The 16,435-nt window shown below is 70.0% G+C and carries 16 protein-coding genes and 3 pseudogenes; 11 read left to right on the forward strand and 8 right to left on the reverse strand.

The genetic code is table 11. The annotated features are described in order from the left end of the window. Positions 1-194 (forward strand): annotated as a pseudogene (locus VXC91_RS17360) (ABC transporter permease); the annotation flags it as partial. 254 nt (positions 195-448) lie between these two features. On the opposite strand, the pseudogene VXC91_RS17365 reads toward VXC91_RS17360, so the two are convergent. Beyond that, positions 449-1,230, reverse strand: a pseudogene (locus VXC91_RS17365) (alpha/beta fold hydrolase); the annotation flags it as partial. A 134-nt stretch (positions 1,231-1,364) separates the two neighbouring features. Here VXC91_RS17365 and VXC91_RS17370 point away from each other — a divergent pair. From VXC91_RS17370 to VXC91_RS17385, 4 genes are all read left to right on the forward strand, one after another. After that, on the forward strand, positions 1,365-1,775 hold the full coding sequence (locus tag VXC91_RS17370; RefSeq protein WP_329508201.1) for a GNAT family N-acetyltransferase: 411 nt from the start codon (positions 1,365-1,367) through the stop codon (positions 1,773-1,775). Between the two features lie 244 nt (positions 1,776-2,019). Then, entirely contained in the window at positions 2,020-2,469 is a 450-nt protein-coding gene (locus VXC91_RS17375; RefSeq protein WP_329508168.1) for a helix-turn-helix domain-containing protein, read from the forward strand. A 103-nt stretch (positions 2,470-2,572) separates the two neighbouring features. Further along, positions 2,573-3,223 (forward strand): hypothetical protein, encoded by a 651-nt coding sequence (locus VXC91_RS17380; RefSeq protein WP_329508169.1) that lies wholly within the window; start codon positions 2,573-2,575, stop codon positions 3,221-3,223. A gap of 129 nt (positions 3,224-3,352) precedes the next feature. Further along, the gene (locus tag VXC91_RS17385) at positions 3,353-3,694 is read left to right on the forward strand and encodes a DUF2516 family protein (RefSeq protein ID WP_329508202.1); all 342 of its coding nucleotides are present in this window, start codon (positions 3,353-3,355) and stop codon (positions 3,692-3,694) included. An 81-nt stretch (positions 3,695-3,775) separates the two neighbouring features. Here VXC91_RS17385 and VXC91_RS17390 read toward each other — a convergent pair whose 3' ends face one another. From VXC91_RS17390 to VXC91_RS17400, 3 genes are all read right to left on the reverse strand, one after another. Continuing rightward, complete coding sequence (locus VXC91_RS17390; protein WP_329508170.1) at positions 3,776-5,071, reverse strand: PP2C family protein-serine/threonine phosphatase; 1,296 nt, start codon at positions 5,069-5,071, stop codon at positions 3,776-3,778. 248 nt (positions 5,072-5,319) lie between these two features. After that, positions 5,320-6,402, reverse strand: coding sequence for a C40 family peptidase (locus VXC91_RS17395; RefSeq protein ID WP_329508171.1), 1,083 nt, complete (start codon positions 6,400-6,402; stop codon positions 5,320-5,322). Positions 6,403-6,630: 228 nt separating this feature from the next. Next, entirely contained in the window at positions 6,631-7,449 is an 819-nt protein-coding gene (locus VXC91_RS17400; RefSeq protein ID WP_329508172.1) for a class I SAM-dependent methyltransferase, read from the reverse strand. Positions 7,450-7,774: 325 nt separating this feature from the next. Between VXC91_RS17400 and mshA the strand changes: the two genes are divergently transcribed. From mshA to VXC91_RS17415, 3 genes are all read left to right on the forward strand, one after another. Next, positions 7,775-9,115, forward strand: a complete 1,341-nt coding sequence (gene mshA / locus VXC91_RS17405) for a D-inositol-3-phosphate glycosyltransferase (RefSeq protein ID WP_329508173.1) — start codon at positions 7,775-7,777, stop codon at positions 9,113-9,115. A 22-nt stretch (positions 9,116-9,137) separates the two neighbouring features. Continuing rightward, complete coding sequence (locus VXC91_RS17410) at positions 9,138-9,638, forward strand: type III secretion system chaperone family protein (protein ID WP_329508174.1); 501 nt, start codon at positions 9,138-9,140, stop codon at positions 9,636-9,638. A gap of 161 nt (positions 9,639-9,799) precedes the next feature. Then, a complete protein-coding gene (locus VXC91_RS17415; RefSeq protein WP_329508175.1) occupies positions 9,800-11,479 on the forward strand; it encodes a glycosyl hydrolase family 28-related protein in 1,680 nt (559 codons plus the stop codon). A gap of 4 nt (positions 11,480-11,483) precedes the next feature. On the opposite strand, the gene VXC91_RS17420 is transcribed toward VXC91_RS17415, so the two are convergent. Next, a complete protein-coding gene (locus tag VXC91_RS17420; protein ID WP_329508176.1) occupies positions 11,484-12,065 on the reverse strand; it encodes a TetR/AcrR family transcriptional regulator in 582 nt (193 codons plus the stop codon). An 86-nt stretch (positions 12,066-12,151) separates the two neighbouring features. On the opposite strand from VXC91_RS17420, the gene VXC91_RS17425 reads away from it, so the two are divergent. After that, positions 12,152-12,523 (forward strand): DUF4267 domain-containing protein, encoded by a 372-nt coding sequence (locus VXC91_RS17425; protein ID WP_329508177.1) that lies wholly within the window; start codon positions 12,152-12,154, stop codon positions 12,521-12,523. Between the two features lie 32 nt (positions 12,524-12,555). Next, the gene (locus VXC91_RS17430; RefSeq protein ID WP_329508178.1) at positions 12,556-13,050 is read left to right on the forward strand and encodes a cupin domain-containing protein; all 495 of its coding nucleotides are present in this window, start codon (positions 12,556-12,558) and stop codon (positions 13,048-13,050) included. Positions 13,051-13,079: 29 nt separating this feature from the next. Here VXC91_RS17430 and VXC91_RS17435 read toward each other — a convergent pair whose 3' ends face one another. Next, positions 13,080-14,336 (reverse strand): MDR family MFS transporter, encoded by a 1,257-nt coding sequence (locus VXC91_RS17435; protein WP_329508179.1) that lies wholly within the window; start codon positions 14,334-14,336, stop codon positions 13,080-13,082. A 175-nt stretch (positions 14,337-14,511) separates the two neighbouring features. Here VXC91_RS17435 and VXC91_RS17440 point away from each other — a divergent pair, with 175 nt between their 5' ends. After that, positions 14,512-15,273, forward strand: coding sequence for a phosphoglyceromutase (locus tag VXC91_RS17440; protein WP_329508180.1), 762 nt, complete (start codon positions 14,512-14,514; stop codon positions 15,271-15,273). 103 nt (positions 15,274-15,376) lie between these two features. On the opposite strand, the gene VXC91_RS17445 is transcribed toward VXC91_RS17440, so the two are convergent. Together VXC91_RS17445 and VXC91_RS17450 are read right to left on the reverse strand one after the other, a co-directional pair. Further along, the gene (locus VXC91_RS17445) at positions 15,377-15,652 is read right to left on the reverse strand and encodes a ribosomal protein L7/L12 (protein ID WP_329508203.1); all 276 of its coding nucleotides are present in this window, start codon (positions 15,650-15,652) and stop codon (positions 15,377-15,379) included. A 40-nt stretch (positions 15,653-15,692) separates the two neighbouring features. Continuing rightward, a pseudogene (locus VXC91_RS17450) lies at positions 15,693-16,343 on the reverse strand (tyrosine-type recombinase/integrase); the annotation flags it as partial. Between the last annotated feature and the right edge of the window lie 92 nt (positions 16,344-16,435).

Below are 16,435 nucleotides of genomic sequence, written 5' to 3' on the forward strand. Positions count from 1 at the left end.
TCGACGCGATGCCGGGCTGGTTCCAGCCGATCGCCGAGTACCAGCCGTTCACGCCCGCCATCGAGACCCTGCGCGGCCTGCTGCTCGGCACCGAGATCGGCAACAACGGGTGGATCACCATCGTCTGGTGCCTGGGGCTGGCCGTGCTCGGCTATGTCTGGTCCAAGTCGCTGTTCCATCGCGACCCGAAGTAGGGGCCGGCGGCTCGTCCCACTTCAGGGCGGCGTACTCCGACACCGTCTCGGCGTACGCCGCCCCGTCCGCGTTCTCCGCCGCCTGCCGGGCCTGCGCTGGTTCGCCATGGACGAAGCCCTGCGGCGGGCCGCTCAGACCCGGACGGGCAACTCATCGGCTTCGGGGAGCTCGGAGCCGGTGCGCAGGCCTGAGCCTGCTCATGCGATTCGGCCCGGCGCACCTACTGCGGCACCGCCAAGCGCCTGGTGGAGTGTCAGCGCGCTACGAGATTTGCGAGCAGCTCGGCGGCGGGCTTCGGGTGGACGAGCCAACGCAGGTGACTCCCCTCGAGTGTCCGGACGTCGAAGGGGTTGTCAGGTGTGAGCGCGTCGGCTTCGCGAATCATGCGGTCCTGCACGGCGAGCGGAACGCTGGCATCGGCGGCCAGGCGCACATAGGTCTTGGGAATCCGGCCCCAGGTCGTGGCCTGTGCCCGGTCGGCGGACGTACCGGCGTCAAGGTTCTCATCGGGCTGGAAGGTGTTCAGGAAGGTCCGGAACTCGTCATCGGTGAGGTCGGCGGCGAACGCTCGCTTGAACGCGGCGAGCGCCGCCGGGTCGGCAGTGCGGAAGTTGGTCCGGAGCAGACCGAGTTCGGCCGGGTTCCCGATGAGCGTGGCAGCGAAGGCTCCCGAGTCGACATCCGCCATCTCCGGCTGGGCGTAGTAGTCGTTCACGTCCAGATCGACGGGGCACCAGGCGGAGACGTAAACGATCCGGTCGATCAGCTCGGGCCGGGCTTGGCGACGACGGTGGTCGTGATGCCGCCCCTGCTGTGGGCGACGAGGATGGCGGGCCCGTTCCTCTTGGCCCGTTCGAGGACTTCGATCACGCGGGCGGCGTTGTCGGCGAGCGTGACTCCCTTGATGCTCCCCGGTTCTGCGGCGAGAGCGTCGAGAATCTGGGGAGCCTGGTAGGTCGCGGGGAAGGTCGCCTCGAATCCGTGCCCCGGAAGGTCGACCGCGACCGAGCGGTGCCCGAGCAAGGCGAGCTCGGCGGCTGGCAGACTGACGTGGTTAGTCTTGTCCTGTCTGGAGCTCTCTGAAATGCCGCTGCCTCGACCGGTCCCGGTCCTCCGTCCTGCTCTCGAGGAGGACGTTGTGGTCCTTCAGGAGTTCGCGCGGCGCACCATTGACGCGCGTTACCGTTCATTCCTGGGAGACGAGGGCGTCGACTGGTTCATCAACAGCCAGCGGGGCCTCTGATGATCACATCGAGTCGCACTTTCGCAAAGGGCACCTCCACTGCCTGGAGGCGGGCGGGGTCCTCGTGGGGCTGCTGATCACAGAGGGGTCCACCATCGACTTGCTGATGATCGACGTGGACCGTCAACGTCAGGGTCTGGGGAGACTGCTCCTGTCGCAGGCTGAGCAGTTGCTCTTCGCCGAGTACCAGGAAATTCGCCTGGAAACCTTTGCCAGCAACGTCACGGCCGTCGCGTTCTATGAGGCGTGCGGTTGGTCGGTGTCGGGGAAGCTGGAAACCGACGGACCTGACAGGATCGAGTTCCGGCGGCATCGGGAGCATGCCGGCACTGCATGAAGGTGCTGTCAGGAATGTGTGCAAAGGTCCGTTGAGTATCCGCCCGGCTCAGAGTTCGAACGAGGAGCTTGGGGTTGGCGGGCGTCGGGGGTTTCGCTGACGGCCTCGCGGTGGCGGTGGTGACCACCACCACCATGTTGATCAGTCCTGCAGGACAACGGTGGTGCCACACCCTCACGCGGCGCGGCGCACTTTTGCAAGCAGCTGCTTGCAATTGTTAGCAGGTATGCGGCAAGGTGGAGGCATGGCATCGCTCAACGTCGGCAATCTCGGTGAGTATCTGCGCGAGCAGCGGCGCAATGCGCAGCTGTCGCTCAGGCAGCTCGCCGACGCCGCCGGGGTGTCCAATCCGTATCTGAGCCAGATCGAGCGCGGGCTGCGCAAGCCGAGCGCGGAGGTGCTGCAGCAGGTCGCGAAGGCGCTGCGGATCTCCGCCGAGACGCTGTACGTGCGGGCCGGCATCCTCGACGCGGAGCGGGACCGGGACGAGGTGGAGACGCGCGCCGTTATCCTCGCCGATCCCACACTCACCGAGCGGCAGAAGCAGGTGCTGCTCCAGATCTACGAGTCCTTCCGCAAGGAGAACGGATTCGAGATCGCCCGCACGGACACGGACGACGCCCACGACACCGCAGCCCCCGGCCCCCGCACGGCCGACGACGGCGATGCCGGTCCGCGGAAGAGCGAGGGGTGACCTCAGGACCGTGACGACCGGCGAAACGCACGGGACGACTGGAAAGCGCCCCGCGGACCACCCAAAACCCTCAAACGAAAGCCGATCCGGGAGGACCGTTCCCATGGCCATCACCGACGACCTGCGCAAGACCTTCAGCGACCCGACCCCGCTCTACTTCGCCGCCGGCACCGCCGACCTGGCTCTGCAGCAGGCCAAGAAGGTGCCCGGCCTGGTGGAGCAGCTGCGCTCCGAGGCCCCGGCCCGAATCGAGGCCGTGCGCAACACCGACCCCAAGGCGGTCCAGGAGAAGGCCGCGGCCCGCGCCAAGGAGGCCGGCGCCCGCGTCAAGGAGACGCAGGAGACCATCCAGGTCAAGTTCAACGAGTTCATCAACGGCCTGGACTCCGACATCAAGAAGTTCGGCAGCAACCTCGACGCCGACCTGAAGAAGCTGGGTGAAACCGCCCAGGACCTCGCCCTGCGGGGTGTCGGTGTCGCCGCCGAGTACGCGGTCAAGGCCCGCGAGACCTATGAGAAGGTCGCCGAGCACGGCGAGCAGACCGTGAAGACCTGGCGCGGCGAGGCCGCCGAGGAGATCGAGGAGCTGGCCGTCGCCGTCGAAGGCGCCCCGGAGCCCGTCGTGGTCAAGGACGAGCCGAAGCCGGCCGAGGTCGCGGCCGAGCCCGCCGCCTCGGCCAAGAAGCCGGTGGCGAAGAAGGCCCCGGCCACGAAGAAGGCCACGGCGAAGAAGACCACGCCGCCGGCGAAGTAGGCGCGGCGGACCGAGTGACATCGGACGGACCGGGCACTCCGGGAGTGCCCGGTCCGTTCTCACTGATACACGGCTGCCGGAGACGGGTACGGTGGCCGTACAAAGGACTCGACCCGGGTGGTGGGCATTGTGCTGTTGACGGCTTTCGGCGGCTTTCTCTCGCTGCTCTACCTCGCCATGCTGGTGCTGGCCGTAGTGGCACTGGTGATGGCCGCGCTGTACCGGGATGACGCATACCGGGCGGCCGACAAGCAGAACAAGGGCTTCTGGCTGATCATCCTGGGTATCGCGGTGGCGGTGAACCTGCTGGTACCGATGCTCTTCCTGCAGCTCGCGGGCCTGGTCGCGAGCATCGTCTTCTTCGTGGACGTCCGGCCCGCCCTCAAGCAGATCTCGGGCGGCGGCTGGGGCCGGCGCCGGCGCGGGAGCAGCAGCGACGGGCCGTACGGCCCGTACAACGGCGGACGGTAGGCGACGGACCGCGGCCCGGCCGCGGTCCCGGCATGACGACGGCGGGCCACGGCCCGCCGTCGTCATGCCGGTCGCCGTGCGTCACCGTCCGCGGTCGAGCAGGACGACCGCGACGTCGTCCGCCAGCTCACCACCGTTGAGATCGCGGACCTCGTTGACCGTCGTGCGCAGCAGCTCCTCGCCGGTCAGGCCGTCGGCCAGCCGGCGCCGCACCAGTTCCAACATTCCTTCCTGGCCGAGCCGCTCCCGGCCCTCACCGACACGCCCCTCGATCAGCCCGTCCGTGTAGAGCATCAGACTCCAGACGGGTCCGAGCTCGACTTGCAGGCGCGGCCAGCGGGCGTGCCGCAGCAGACCCAGTGCCGGGCCGTTGTTGTCGTACGGCAGCAGCTCGGCCGGCCGGTCGGGGCGGGCGATCAGCGGGGACGGGTGGCCGGCCAGGCACAGTCCGGCGCGGCGGCTGTCCGGCGCGATGTCCACCGTGCACAGCGTCGCGAAGATCTCGTCGTTGCCGCGCTCGTGCTCCAGCACCTGCTGGAGGGTGGACAGCAGCTCGTCACCGCACAGGCCCGCCAGCGTCAGGGCGCGCCAGGCTATGCGCAGCTCCACGCCGAGCGCCGCCTCGTCGGGGCCGTGGCCGCAGACGTCACCGATCATCGCGTGCACCGTGCCGTCCGGCGTACGGACGGTGTCGTAGAAGTCACCGCCGAGCAGCGCACGGGAGCGGCCGGGGCGGTAGCGGGCCGCGAAGCGCAGCGAAGAGCCGTCGAGCAACGGGTTGGGCAGCAGACCGCGCTCCAGACGGGAGTTCTCCTGGGCCCGCAGTCTGGACTCCGTCAGCCGTCGCTCGGCCGTCTCGGAGCGCTTGCGCTCGACCGCGTACCGGATCGCGCGGCTCAGCAGCCGTCCGTCCAGCTCGTCGCGGAACAGGTAGTCCTGGGCGCCGACGCGCACGGCCTCGGCGCCGCGCTCGGCGTCACAGGACGCGGTGAGGGCGAGGACGGCATGCCGGGGCGCGAGCTGCAGCACGTGCCGCAACACGGCCAGCTCGTCGTCCTCCGCCGCGGCCCGGCCGGGGGCGGGCAGCGCGAGGTCCAGCAGGATGCAGTGGACGTCGTCGGTGAGCAGCCGCCCGGCCTCGGTGAGGTTGCGGGCGGTGCGCAGCCGGATGGGACGGCCCGCCGTGTCGAGCATCTCGGGCACGATCGGCGAACCGGCCGGGTCGTCCTCGATCACCAGCAGGGTGAGCGTCTCGGCCGGGGTCTTGCTGCGGGCGGCCGGCCCCGGTGCGGCCGGGGCCCCGGGCAGGGACTCGGCGTGAGCCTGACCACTCTCCGCGGCCGGGATGGCCCTCTGCCGCGGTACGGGTACGGGCATCGTCGTGGGTTCCTTCCCTCCCCCCGAGGGCATGGCGGGGCGAGGGACCTCGACCCACCGACGGGGACCATAGCGGTAGCTGAGGGCGCAACGGAATGCCCGGCGGAGTGGCGCAGGGCAATCGGCCGGAGTCATATGCCGCATCAGGTACCGCAGTTGGACACGGCGGACCCCGTCGGGGATGACGAAAGTCACGTGCGGTTGAGGTTTGGGACCGAGGCAATGTGCGCCACGTCACGTGGGCCACATCACGCGTCCGGCCGTACGACCCCCAGGATGGGCATCGATCCCGCGCCCGCGATCGTCACCGTCCGGCCCGGCCGAGGGGCGTGGACGATCGCTCCGTGTCCGATGTACATCGCGACATGGCTGGCGTCGTGGAAGTAGATGATGAGGTCGCCCGGGCGCATGTCCTTGACGCCGATGTGCCTGAGTTGTTTCCACTGCTCCTGAGAGGTGCGTGGGATCTGCGTGCCGGCCGCGTTCCAGGCCTGGGAGGTCAGGCCCGAGCAGTCGTACGACTTGGGGCCCTCCGCGCCCCATACGTACGGTTTGCCGATCTGGCGGGTGGCGAACTGCACGGCCTTCCTGCCCTCTTGGGACGCCTTGGCCTTGATCTCCTTCAGTATCCCGGAGTCGAGCCAGGCGGTCTGGGCCCTGTACGCGGCCTCGTCCTCGAGCTTGCGCAGCCGCTCCTGTTCCTGCTTCTGGAGTTGCGACTCGAGCTTCTCCGCTGCGGCGATCTGCTTCTCGATCTTCTTCTTGGCCTCCGCCTTGGCCTCGCGGTGGGCGTCGAGTTCCTTCCAGCGGTCGGAGGCGTCGCGTACGTACTGCTCCAAGTCGTGCTGTGTGCGTGTCATCTCGGCGAGCAGGCCCTGGGTCGCGCGCTCGCCCTGGCGGACGGTGCCCACGTCGTCGAGGAACGCCTGAGGGTCGTTGCTCAGCCAGAGCCGCATCTCGGGGGGCAGGCCCCCGCCGCGGTACTGGGCGCGGGCCGCGGCGCCGGCGCGGTCCTTCAACTCGGCCAGCTTCTCCTGGCCCTTGACGATCTCCTGGGCCAGCCGGACGATCTGCGCCGACTGCGTCTCGCTCTTCTCCTCGGCCGCGTTGTAGGCGTCGGTGGCGACCGCGGCGTCGTGGTACAGCGTGTCCAGCTTCGCGCGCACGGCTTCGAGGTCCTTGTCGGGCGCCGTCGCCGACCGGTCGGACGGCGTGGGCGTCGGGGTCGGCCTGCCCGGGCTCGCATACGCCTGTGCCGGCGCGCCCAGCACGGTGACTGCGCAGACCAGGGCGATGGCCGACGCGGTGAGGGTCCGCTTCCCGGATCCCATACTTCGCCCCCAAAGCTGATTAACTGTCAGTAACTCCCAGACACCTGGGGGATCGTGTCACGACGGCGCGCAAAGTGACAGAGGCAGGACTTAGGGGCGCAAAAAACTCCCTCGCCTGCCGCACCTCGTACGACGATCTCCCTCCCCCGCAGGCCGTCTTCGTACGACGATCTTTCCGCGAATGTGACGAAGGACTCAGGAAGATCGTTCCCCGCAGGTCAGGTGGGTTCAGTCGCGGGGCGCCAACGCCCCCCATGCCACGGTGACTTCTCCCTGGCGCCAGCGCGCCGGGCCGTCGGCGACCGGCCAGTCCGCCGTCAGCCGGCGGACGGTGCGTATCCAGCGCTGGCGCGCGCCGTACGAGGCATAGGGCGCGGCGGCGGCCCAGGCGTGGTCGAAATCGCGCAGAAAGGCATGCACGGGCTCGCCCGGGACGTTGCGGTGGATGAGCGCCTTCGGGAGCCGCTCGGCCAGGTCGGACGGGCGGTCCAGGGAGCCGAGCCGGGTGGCGAAGGTGACTGTGCGCGGGCCCTCGGGGCCGAGCGCGATCCACACATGGCGGCGTCCGATCTCGTCGCACGTGCCTTCGACGAGCAGTCCGCCGCGGAAGCCGGCCGCGGGGTCGGCGGGGGCGAGCCTGGCGCACAGCCGCTCCCAGACGGCGGCGACCTCGCGCTCTTCGTACTGCCGCAGGACGTTCGCGGCGCGGATCAGGGACGGCCGGCCGGGTACGGGCAGCTCGAAGCCGCCGTGCCGGAAGACCAGGCCCTCGCGGGCGTACGGCTGAGCGGCCGCGACCCGGACGGGCTCGATCTCGACGCCCACCACGCGGGTCCGTGGCGCCGCGGCACGCAGGCGCACCAGCAGCTCGACCGCGGTCCACGGGGCGGCGCCGTATCCGAGGTCGACGGCCACGGGGTCCGCCGCACGGCGGAGTTCCGCACCGTGGACCGCGGTGATCCAACGGTCCATCCGGCGCAACCGGTTCGGATTGGTGGTCCCGCGCGTCACCGTACCCACGGGGCGGGACACGGCGCGGGTCGACATGCGTACGAGGGTAAGCGGCCGGGACGGGGAGCAGGCCGTCCTGTGGACAACTCCTGGAGCGGCCTGTGGACAACTCCTGGACCGGGCGGGCCGCGATGGCCGGGGTCCTCGTCGGCAGCGAGCAGCTCCGGTGTGTCCGGCGTACCACGGTGCCACGCCGCCCCGACCCTGCACGCCGCCATCCCTCGAACGGTTGAGCGACGGACGGTAATGATTCGGCAAATCCGTCCGTGCGGGAAATGGAGTGTCGTCGTCCGGCGTTCGCACCTTGGAGGGTGTTCCACGCTCTCCTGAAGGCATGCCCGCAACAAGGAGGAAACGCCACGTGAGCCAGTACATCAGCAGGCTCGGGCGTCGCTCCCCGGCGGCTCCCTCGCGGCTGCGGCTGCCGCACCGCAGGCCCCGCCGCGTGGCCATGCTCTCGGTGCACACCTCACCGCTCCACCAGCCGGGCACGGGCGACGCCGGCGGCATGAACGTCTACATCGTGGAACTGGCCCAACGCCTGGCGGAGATCAACATCGAGGTCGAGATCTTCACCCGGGCCACCACGGCCGCCCTCCCGCCGGTCGTCGAGCTCGCTCCGGGCGTCCTCGTCCGGCACGTCGACGCCGGACCGTACGAGGGGCTCGCCAAGGAGAATCTCCCCGCGCAGCTCTGTGCCTTCACGCACGGCGTGATGCAGGCCTGGGCCGGTCACCGCCCCGGTTACTACGACCTCGTGCACTCCCACTACTGGCTCTCCGGCCATGTCGGCTGGCTCGCCGCCCAGCGCTGGGGCGCCCCCCTGGTGCACGCCATGCACACCATGGCCAAGGTCAAGAACGCCTCGCTCGCCGAGGGCGACACCCCTGAGCCCTCCGCTCGTGTCATCGGCGAGACCCAGATCGTGTCCGCCGCCGACCGGCTCATCGCCAACACCGCCGAAGAGGCCGACGAACTCGTACGGCACTACGCGGCTGATCCCGGCAAGGTGGCCGTGGTGCATCCGGGGGTGAACCTGGAGCGGTTCTGCCCGGCCGACGGCCGCGCCGCCGCCCGGGCCCGGCTCGGGCTGCCGCAGGACGCGCTGATCCCCCTCTTCGCGGGACGCATACAGCCCCTCAAGGCGCCCGACGTGCTGCTGCGCTCCGTCGCCGTGCTGCTCGACGAGCGCCCCGAACTGCGCTCCCGCATCGTCGTGCCCGTCGTGGGCGGTCCGAGCGGCAGCGGCCTCGCCAAGCCGGAGGGGCTGCAGAAGCTCGCCGCCCGGCTGGGCATAGCCGATGTCGTGTGCTTCCGGCCGCCCGTCGAACAGGCCCGCCTCGCCGACTGGTTCCGTGCCGCGTCCGTTCTGGTCATGCCGTCGTACAGCGAGTCCTTCGGGCTCGTCGCCATCGAGGCGCAGGCGACGGGTACGCCGGTGATCGCCGCCGCGGTCGGCGGGTTGCCCGTCGCCGTCCAGGACGGACGGACCGGCTTCCTCGTCCGGGGGCACGATCCCGCCGCCTACGCGCGCGTGCTGCGCGATTTCGCGGACGACCCCGGCCTGTGCACCAGCATGGGCGAGGCCGCGGCCCGGCACGCCAAGTCGTTCGGCTGGGACATGGCGGCCTCGGCGACGGCCGGTGTCTACACGGAAGCCATGCAGGCACACCGGCGCCGGTTGCGCGAGCACCACGGCTGACCCCGTCACGTACGCTGCCCGCATGTCCGATGAACAGAAGGCGGCCCAGGTCATCGAAGGGGTGCTCGAGGACGCCGAACTGGAGTGGGAAAGTCCGCAAGCGGGCTCGTACGTCGTGAAGCTCCCCGGGACGCGCAAGCTGTCGACGACCGTGTCGCTGATCGTCGGCAGGCACTCCCTCTCCCTCAACGCCTTCGTGATCCGGCACCCCGACGAGAACGAGCCCGCGGTGCACCGCTGGCTGCTGGAGCGCAACCTCAAGCTGTACGGGGTGAGTTACGCCGTCGACCCGCTCGGCGACATCTACCTGACCGGCAGGCTCCCGCTGGACGCGGTCACCGTGGACGAGGTGGACCGGCTGCTCGGCTCGGTGCTCGAAGCGGCGGACGGCAGTTTCAACACCTTGCTGGAGCTCGGTTTCGCGTCCGCGATCCGCAAGGAGTACGCCTGGCGGGTGTCGCGCGGCGAGTCGACCCGCAACCTGGCAGCGTTCAGCCACTTGACCGAACGTCCCCAGAACTGACCCTCCGGACCATACACATCGATCAGCGCACGACCCTTTCCCTGCCCAGGGGCTCCGTGGCATGCTCACGTCCGACGCCATTATGAACGGCGTTCATATCCATGGAAATGCACGTCTCGGAGTGGTCGGAGTCCTCGACATCCTGGGAAGGCGGTTCGGACATGGGCATGGGGCACGTGGACATCAGCAGACGGGGCCTGCTCGGCAGCGCCATCGCCGTGGCGGCCGTCGCCGTGACCGGAACACCGGCGACGGCCGCCGCACCCAGCCGCGGGACGGGTGAAGTTCCCCTCCTGTGGCACGAGTTCGTCCGCACCCCCTTCACCCATCCGCAGATCCCGTACATCGGCCGGGCCGGCTGTCGCGGCGGTGCCGCCCACTTCCCCTTCCCCCGCCGCCCCGTGGTGGCCGACGTGACCGCGTACGGAGCGGTGCCGGACGGCACCACCGACTGCGCCCCCGCGATCAACCGTGCTATCGCCGACGCCGGGGGGGCCGGCGGTGGCACGGTACTCATCCCGCCCGGCACGTACCGCATCGACGACCTGATCCGCATCGGATACGACAACGTCGTCCTCAAGGGCGCGGGCAGCGACCGTACGACGCTGTACGCGACCAAGAACCTCACCGAGCTGATCGGTGTCTACGGCTCCCGGTACGGCGGCGACAAGTCCTCCTGGTCCTGGGCGGGCGGCCTCATCTGGCTCGCGCCGAAGGCCCGTTGGGACTCCCTGGTCGCGGCCATCCAGGCGAAGGCGTGGCCGTTCGAGGGCTGGACGGGCAACAAGCGCGACGAGTGGGAGACGCTGACCACGGTGTCCCCGGCCCGGCAGGGCTCCTGGACGGTGACGGTCGCCGACGCCCGGCACCTGAGGCGGGGGCAACTCGTCCTGCTGCGCCTCGCGGACGACGCCGGGCACACCCTCCTGGAGCACATGTCCGGGGGCGGCCCGGGCCCCGAGGCGTACTACTGGGACGACAAGACGAAGCTGACGTCGTACGTCCCCTATGAGTGGCCCGTGCGCATCGCGCGCGTGGCGGGCCGGAAGGTCACGTTCGAGCGGCCCCTTCCGCTGGACGTGCGCCCGGAGTGGGACCCGCGTCTGACGACGCACGTACCGGCGCTGACCGGCGCCGGTGTGGAGGGCCTGACCCTCCAGGCGGTCGAGACCCCGCAGTCCCCGCACCTGCTGGACAAGGGCTACAACGGGGTCGCGTTCCAGTGCACGTACGACTGCTGGGCGGACGACGTCGTGGTGCGTCACGTCGACAACGGCTTCGGCCTGGTCGCCGCCTCCTCCTGCACGCTGCGCCGCACCCGCGTGGCCGGCCGGGGCTCGCACCACCCGTACTTCTGCCGGGAAGGCTCGCACGACAACCTGATCGAGGACTTCACCATCGAGCAGCGCACGGTCCCGGCCCCGCCGAACACCCAGCTCCACGGCATCAACGTGGAGGGCCTGTCCTCGTACAATGTCTGGTCGCGCGGCGAGATGCAGATGGGCACCTTCGACTCGCACCGCGGACTGCCCTTCGCGAACGTCCGGACGGACATCACGGTGAACAACAACGGCCGCCACGGTGGGGACGCGTCCGCCGGACCCCTCTTCGGCGCCCGCTTCACCCACTGGAACGTCCGAGTGACGAACGGCCGCGCGGGACTGATGAAGATCGACGGCCTGGCGCCGTACTCCGCCACCGTCGCTCTGAACGAGGTCACGGAGTTCGACCAGATCGACGTCCCCGATTTCACGGGCGATCTGCACTCCCGCCTCGAGCTGTACGGCACGACGGACGTCGTGCGGCCGCGGAACCTCCACGAGGCGCAGCGGGAGCTGTAGCCCGTCACTCCTCCGCCGGACAGAAGCGGTCGATCAGCAAGGCGAGTCGGCGGTCGTGCTGCTCACGGGGCAGCCGGCCGCTGCGCATCAGTGTGAGCAGCCCGTGCAGGCCCGCCCACAGGGTCTCGGTGACGACACCCGGCTCCTCGCCCACGGCGAGCGGCGCCACGGCCAGGCGCAGTTCGCCGAAGGCGGCGCGCAGCGGCGCGGGCGCCTCGGCCGTCGCGAACGGCAGGTCCACGGCGTGCGTGAACATCACGTCGTACAGCGCCGGCCGCCGTTCGCAGAAGTCGGCGTACGCGCGGCCGACCGCGGCGAGAGCCTCGCGCGGTGAGGACGCGGAGGTGCGCGCCGTGCGCAGTTCGCCGGCCATGTCCTCGAAGCCCTGTACGGCGACAGCGGCCATGATCGCGTCCTTGCCCTTGAAGTGGCTGTAGAGGACCGGCTGGCTGTATTCGATCTCGGCGGCGAGGCGGCGCGTGGTCACCGCGTCCCAGCCCTCGGCCTCCGCGAGTTCCCTGGCGGCCGTGACGATGAGCCGCTCGCGTTCCGCTCGTTCGCGCTCGCGGCGCGTCTGGATCGACATGCTTGAGATTCTAGCATTGCTAGCTCTCCTGTCGTCGCTATGCTAGCGTCGCTTCAACATCTAGCAGCGCTAGCAAGGAGACCGACATGCTCACCACGGCTGCCTACGGCCTTGCCCTTCTGCTCGACCTGTTCGTTCTCGTGATCGGTGCGCGCTTCCTGTTGCAACCCCGGGCCGCCGCCACCGGCTACGGCGTGCCCGCCAAGCCGGGCGGCGACGCCGCGTACCTGGAGATCAAGGGCCTGCGTGACGCCGCCACCGGCATACTGGGCCTCGCCTTGCTCGCCTTCGCCGGAGCGCACGCCGAGGCCTGGTTCATGGTGGCCGCCGCCCTGGTTCCGCTCGGCGACACGCTGATCGTCCTGCGTCACGGCGGCACGCGGGCCGCCGCCTTCGGCATCCACTTCGCCACGGCGGTGGTGGTACTCGCCTCCGCCGCGCTGCTCTTCCTCGTCTGATCCCGCCGACGCGTCTACCGAGGAGTTCTCAGATGTCGCTGTTCGTACCGCACTTCGACTCGTCCGTGATCGTCCGCTCCGCCGACGCGGAAGTCGTCGGCCGGGCCCCCACGACCGTACGGCTGCTGGCCGACAGCAGCGCGACCGGCGGGGCACTGTCCACGCAACGCGTCACCCTGACTGGAGGCGCGGACGGGGCGCGGCCCCACTACCACGCCCGCTCGGCCGAGATGTTCTACATCCTCGACGGCACGGCGCAGCTGCTCTCCGGCGACCGGGTCGTCACGGCGGAGCAGGGCGACCTGGTCGCCGTACCGCCGGGCGCGGCGCACGCCTTCGCCGCCGCGCCCGGACAGGACGCCGACCTCCTGATCGTCATCACTCCGGGCGTCGAACGGTTCGAGTACTTCCGCCACCTGGAGCGCGTCGGCCTCGGGAAGGTGCCGCCGGAGACGCTCCTGGAGGTGCAGGAGCTCTACGACAACCACTTCCTGACGAGCGAGGCGTGGGAGGGGCGTCTGCGCTGAGCGGGTGCGCCGGGACCGGGGCGCCCCCTTCAGGCCGCGCTGGCCTCCGCCTCGGGCGTCCCCACCCTCGCCTCCGTCGTCGTCTCCTCCGCAGGGAGGCGGCGCATCAACGCCGCGTACCCGGCCGCGGCGCCGGTGCCCACCACCGCGCACAGCCCCCACAGCCACTCCGCACCGAACCGGTCGATGACGACACCGGACATCAGCGGGGCGACCAGGGCCGCCACCGCCCAGGACAGGGTGTACATGCCCTGGTAGCGCCCACGCCCGTGCACGGGGGAGAGGCGCACCACGAGGCCGGTCTGGGTGGGGGCGTTGACGATCTCCGCCAGCGTCCACACGCAGACCGTCAGCATGAAGACGCCGACCGAGCCCGCGAAGGCGGTGAGCCCGAAGCCGTACCCCGCCAGCACGGACGAGACCACCAGCAGCCGGCGCGGATCGCGGTGCTCGATGAAACGGGTGACCGGGATCTGCAGCGCGACGATCAGCGCGCCGTTGACCGCGATGGCCATGCCGTAGTCCGCGGGCGTGAAACCGGCCCGGCCCATCGCCACCGGCAGGCCCACCGACCCCTGCTGGAAGACGACCGCGACGAGGAAGGACAGTCCGACCACGCTCATGAAGCGCCCGTCGCGCAGGACGGTCCCGAGCCCCACGTCCTCCCTGGCCGCCTCCTTGGCGGTGGCCACGGGCCGTGACTCGGGGAGCTTGGCGAACACCACGACCGCGCAGATCAGCGTCATCCCCGCCTCGATCAGGAACCCGGCGAGGTAGCTGAACTCGGCGATGAACCCGGCGGTCATGGAGGAGACCGCGAAGCCCAGGTTGATCGCCCAGTAGTTGAGGGAGAAGGCGCGGACCCGGTCCTCGGGCCGGACGATGTCCGCCATCATCGCCTGCACGGCGGGGCGGGAGGCGTTGCTCGCCATACCGACCAGGAAGGCCACGGCGGCGATCGCCACCGGGTCGTGCATGAAGCCGAGCAGGGCGACGGAGGCGGCCGTGGACGACTGGGCGACGAGGAGGGTCGGCCGCCGGCCGAGCCGGTCCGTCATCACACCCGCGCCGACGGAGGAGATCACTCCTCCCAGTCCGTGCAGGGAGGCGACGAGACCGGCGTACGACGCGGAGTAGCCGCGGTCCAGGGTGAGGTACAGCGCCATGAAGGTGGCGACGAAGGCGCCCAGCCGGTTGACGAGCGTGCTGGTCCACAGCCACCAGAACTCGCGGGGCAGTCCGGAGACCGTCTCGCGGGCGGCACGTCTGAGGGCGGCGAGCGACATGAGAGGTCCCCCACGGATGTAAGCGGCTCGAGCAGTGAGCACAACTTACGGGCGTGCGGGCCGGGGCGGCCACTCGATTAACAGATGCCGTCAACTGGCGGACGCCCGAGGGGGCGGCCGTCCGCCTGGCGAGCAGGTGCGCAAGCGATCGGAGGCGTCGATTACGCTCGGGGCCATGGCCGACGCACCGTACAAGCTGATCCTCCTCCGCCACGGCGAGAGCGAGTGGAACGCGAAGAACCTGTTCACCGGCTGGGTGGACGTCAACCTGAACGAGAAGGGCGAGAAGGAGGCGGTCCGCGGCGGTGAGCTGCTGAAGGACGCCGGCCTGCTGCCCGACGTGGTCCACACCTCCGTCCAGAAGCGCGCGATCCGCACCGCGCAGCTCGCGCTGGAGGCGGCGGACCGCCACTGGATTCCGGTCCACCGCAGCTGGCGCCTGAACGAGCGCCACTACGGCGCCTTGCAGGGCAAGGACAAGGCGCAGACGCTGGAGGAGTTCGGCGAGGAGCAGTTCATGCTGTGGCGCCGCTCCTACGACGTGCCGCCGCCGCCGCTCGAGGACGGGGCGGAGTTCTCCCAGTCGGACGACCCGCGCTACGCGTCGATCCCGCCGGAGCTGCGCCCGAGGACGGAGTGCCTGAAGGACGTCGTCTTCCGCATGCTCCCGTACTGGTACGACGGCATCGTCCCCGACCTGCTGACCGGCCGCACGGTCCTGGTCGCGGCCCACGGCAACAGCCTGCGCGCCCTCGTCAAGCACCTGGACGGCATCTCGGACGCCGACATCGCGGGCCTGAACATCCCGACGGGCATCCCGCTTTACTACGAGCTCGACGCCGACTTCAAGCCGACCACTCCCGGCGGCAGGTACCTCGACCCGGAGGCGGCCGCGGCGGCGATCGAGGCGGTCAAGAACCAGGGCAAGAAGAAGTAAGACGGACTGAGCAAGCCCCCTACCTGCGGGTTCTCCGCCGGTAGGGGGCTTGCTGCTGTGCTGGGGCCGTCTCTGGACCGTCAGCCGGTTGATCGGGCCGTGCTCAGTGCTTCAGGAAGTCCGGCTCCGGCTGTTCTCTCGTCTCTGCCTGGGCTCCCGCATCGCGGAGGGCCGAGACGGCTGCCGCCGCGTCTTCCTTGGGGACGCCGGCAAGAATCACGGCGGGAACCTGCATCACCAGAACCTTGCAGTGCCAGAGGCTCAACCCCTTCAGCCGACGCACGACCTGGACAACGTCCATCACGCGGAGACCAGGGTCGGTGAGCACCACGTCATGAGGCACGTCGTCGCACACCAGCAAGAAGTACTCGTCTGCCAAGGCTCTCCCCGCCCCTCTCCGGTCCGGAGCGTACGAGCCCTCAGCCGTCATGTCGCATCGTTTTGATCGGGTCGAAGACAGCAGCCACGGCTTTGCGGGTCCGCTCCTGGCTGGACGGCATCAGGTGCGCGTAGACGCGAAGCGTAAGACCGGGGTCCGAGTGGCCGAGGTACTCGGCGAGGGCCTTGATGTTGTCTCCGGCGTCCAGGGGCACCGAGGCATAGAAGTGCCGGAGCGCGTGCATGCCGTTCTTGCGGGACTCGGCATACGGCTCTCCACGTGTGGGGAACGGGATCACCCCGGCGCCGGCCAGCGCCCGCTTCCAGGCTTCCTCGTTGAGCGACGTCCGCCAGAGATGGCCCCCGCGCGGTCCGGCGAAGATCAGCCGCTTGGTTGCCAGGGGACCGTCCGCGACCTTCCACGGCAACGTGATCTCTACCGGCGGGAACTCCTTCATATGCGCCTGGAGGGCCTCGGCGACCGGCCCGGGGAGCGGAACGTCCCGGAGCTTGCCACCCTTCGGCGGGGCGAACACGGGTTTGCTCCGGCTCAGCTTGAGCTGCTGGACGACGTGCAGCGTGTCCGACTCGAAGTCGATCGCGTCGACAGCGACACCCAGGATCTCGCCTCGCCGCAGGCCGCAGCTGGCGCTTACATCGACCATGGGCCGAAAGCGCTCGACCATGGCGGCGTCGAGCTGGCTCGCGCAGCGCGCCCTGCCGAGCACGGTTTCACAGACGAAACTCAGGCACTGCGTCGGGTCGACTGATTTTGGGTCGGCGA

Origin of the sequence: Streptomyces chiangmaiensis, from assembly GCF_036281785.1 — a bacterium.
Classification (GTDB): Bacteria; Actinomycetota; Actinomycetes; order Streptomycetales; family Streptomycetaceae; genus Streptomyces; species Streptomyces chiangmaiensis.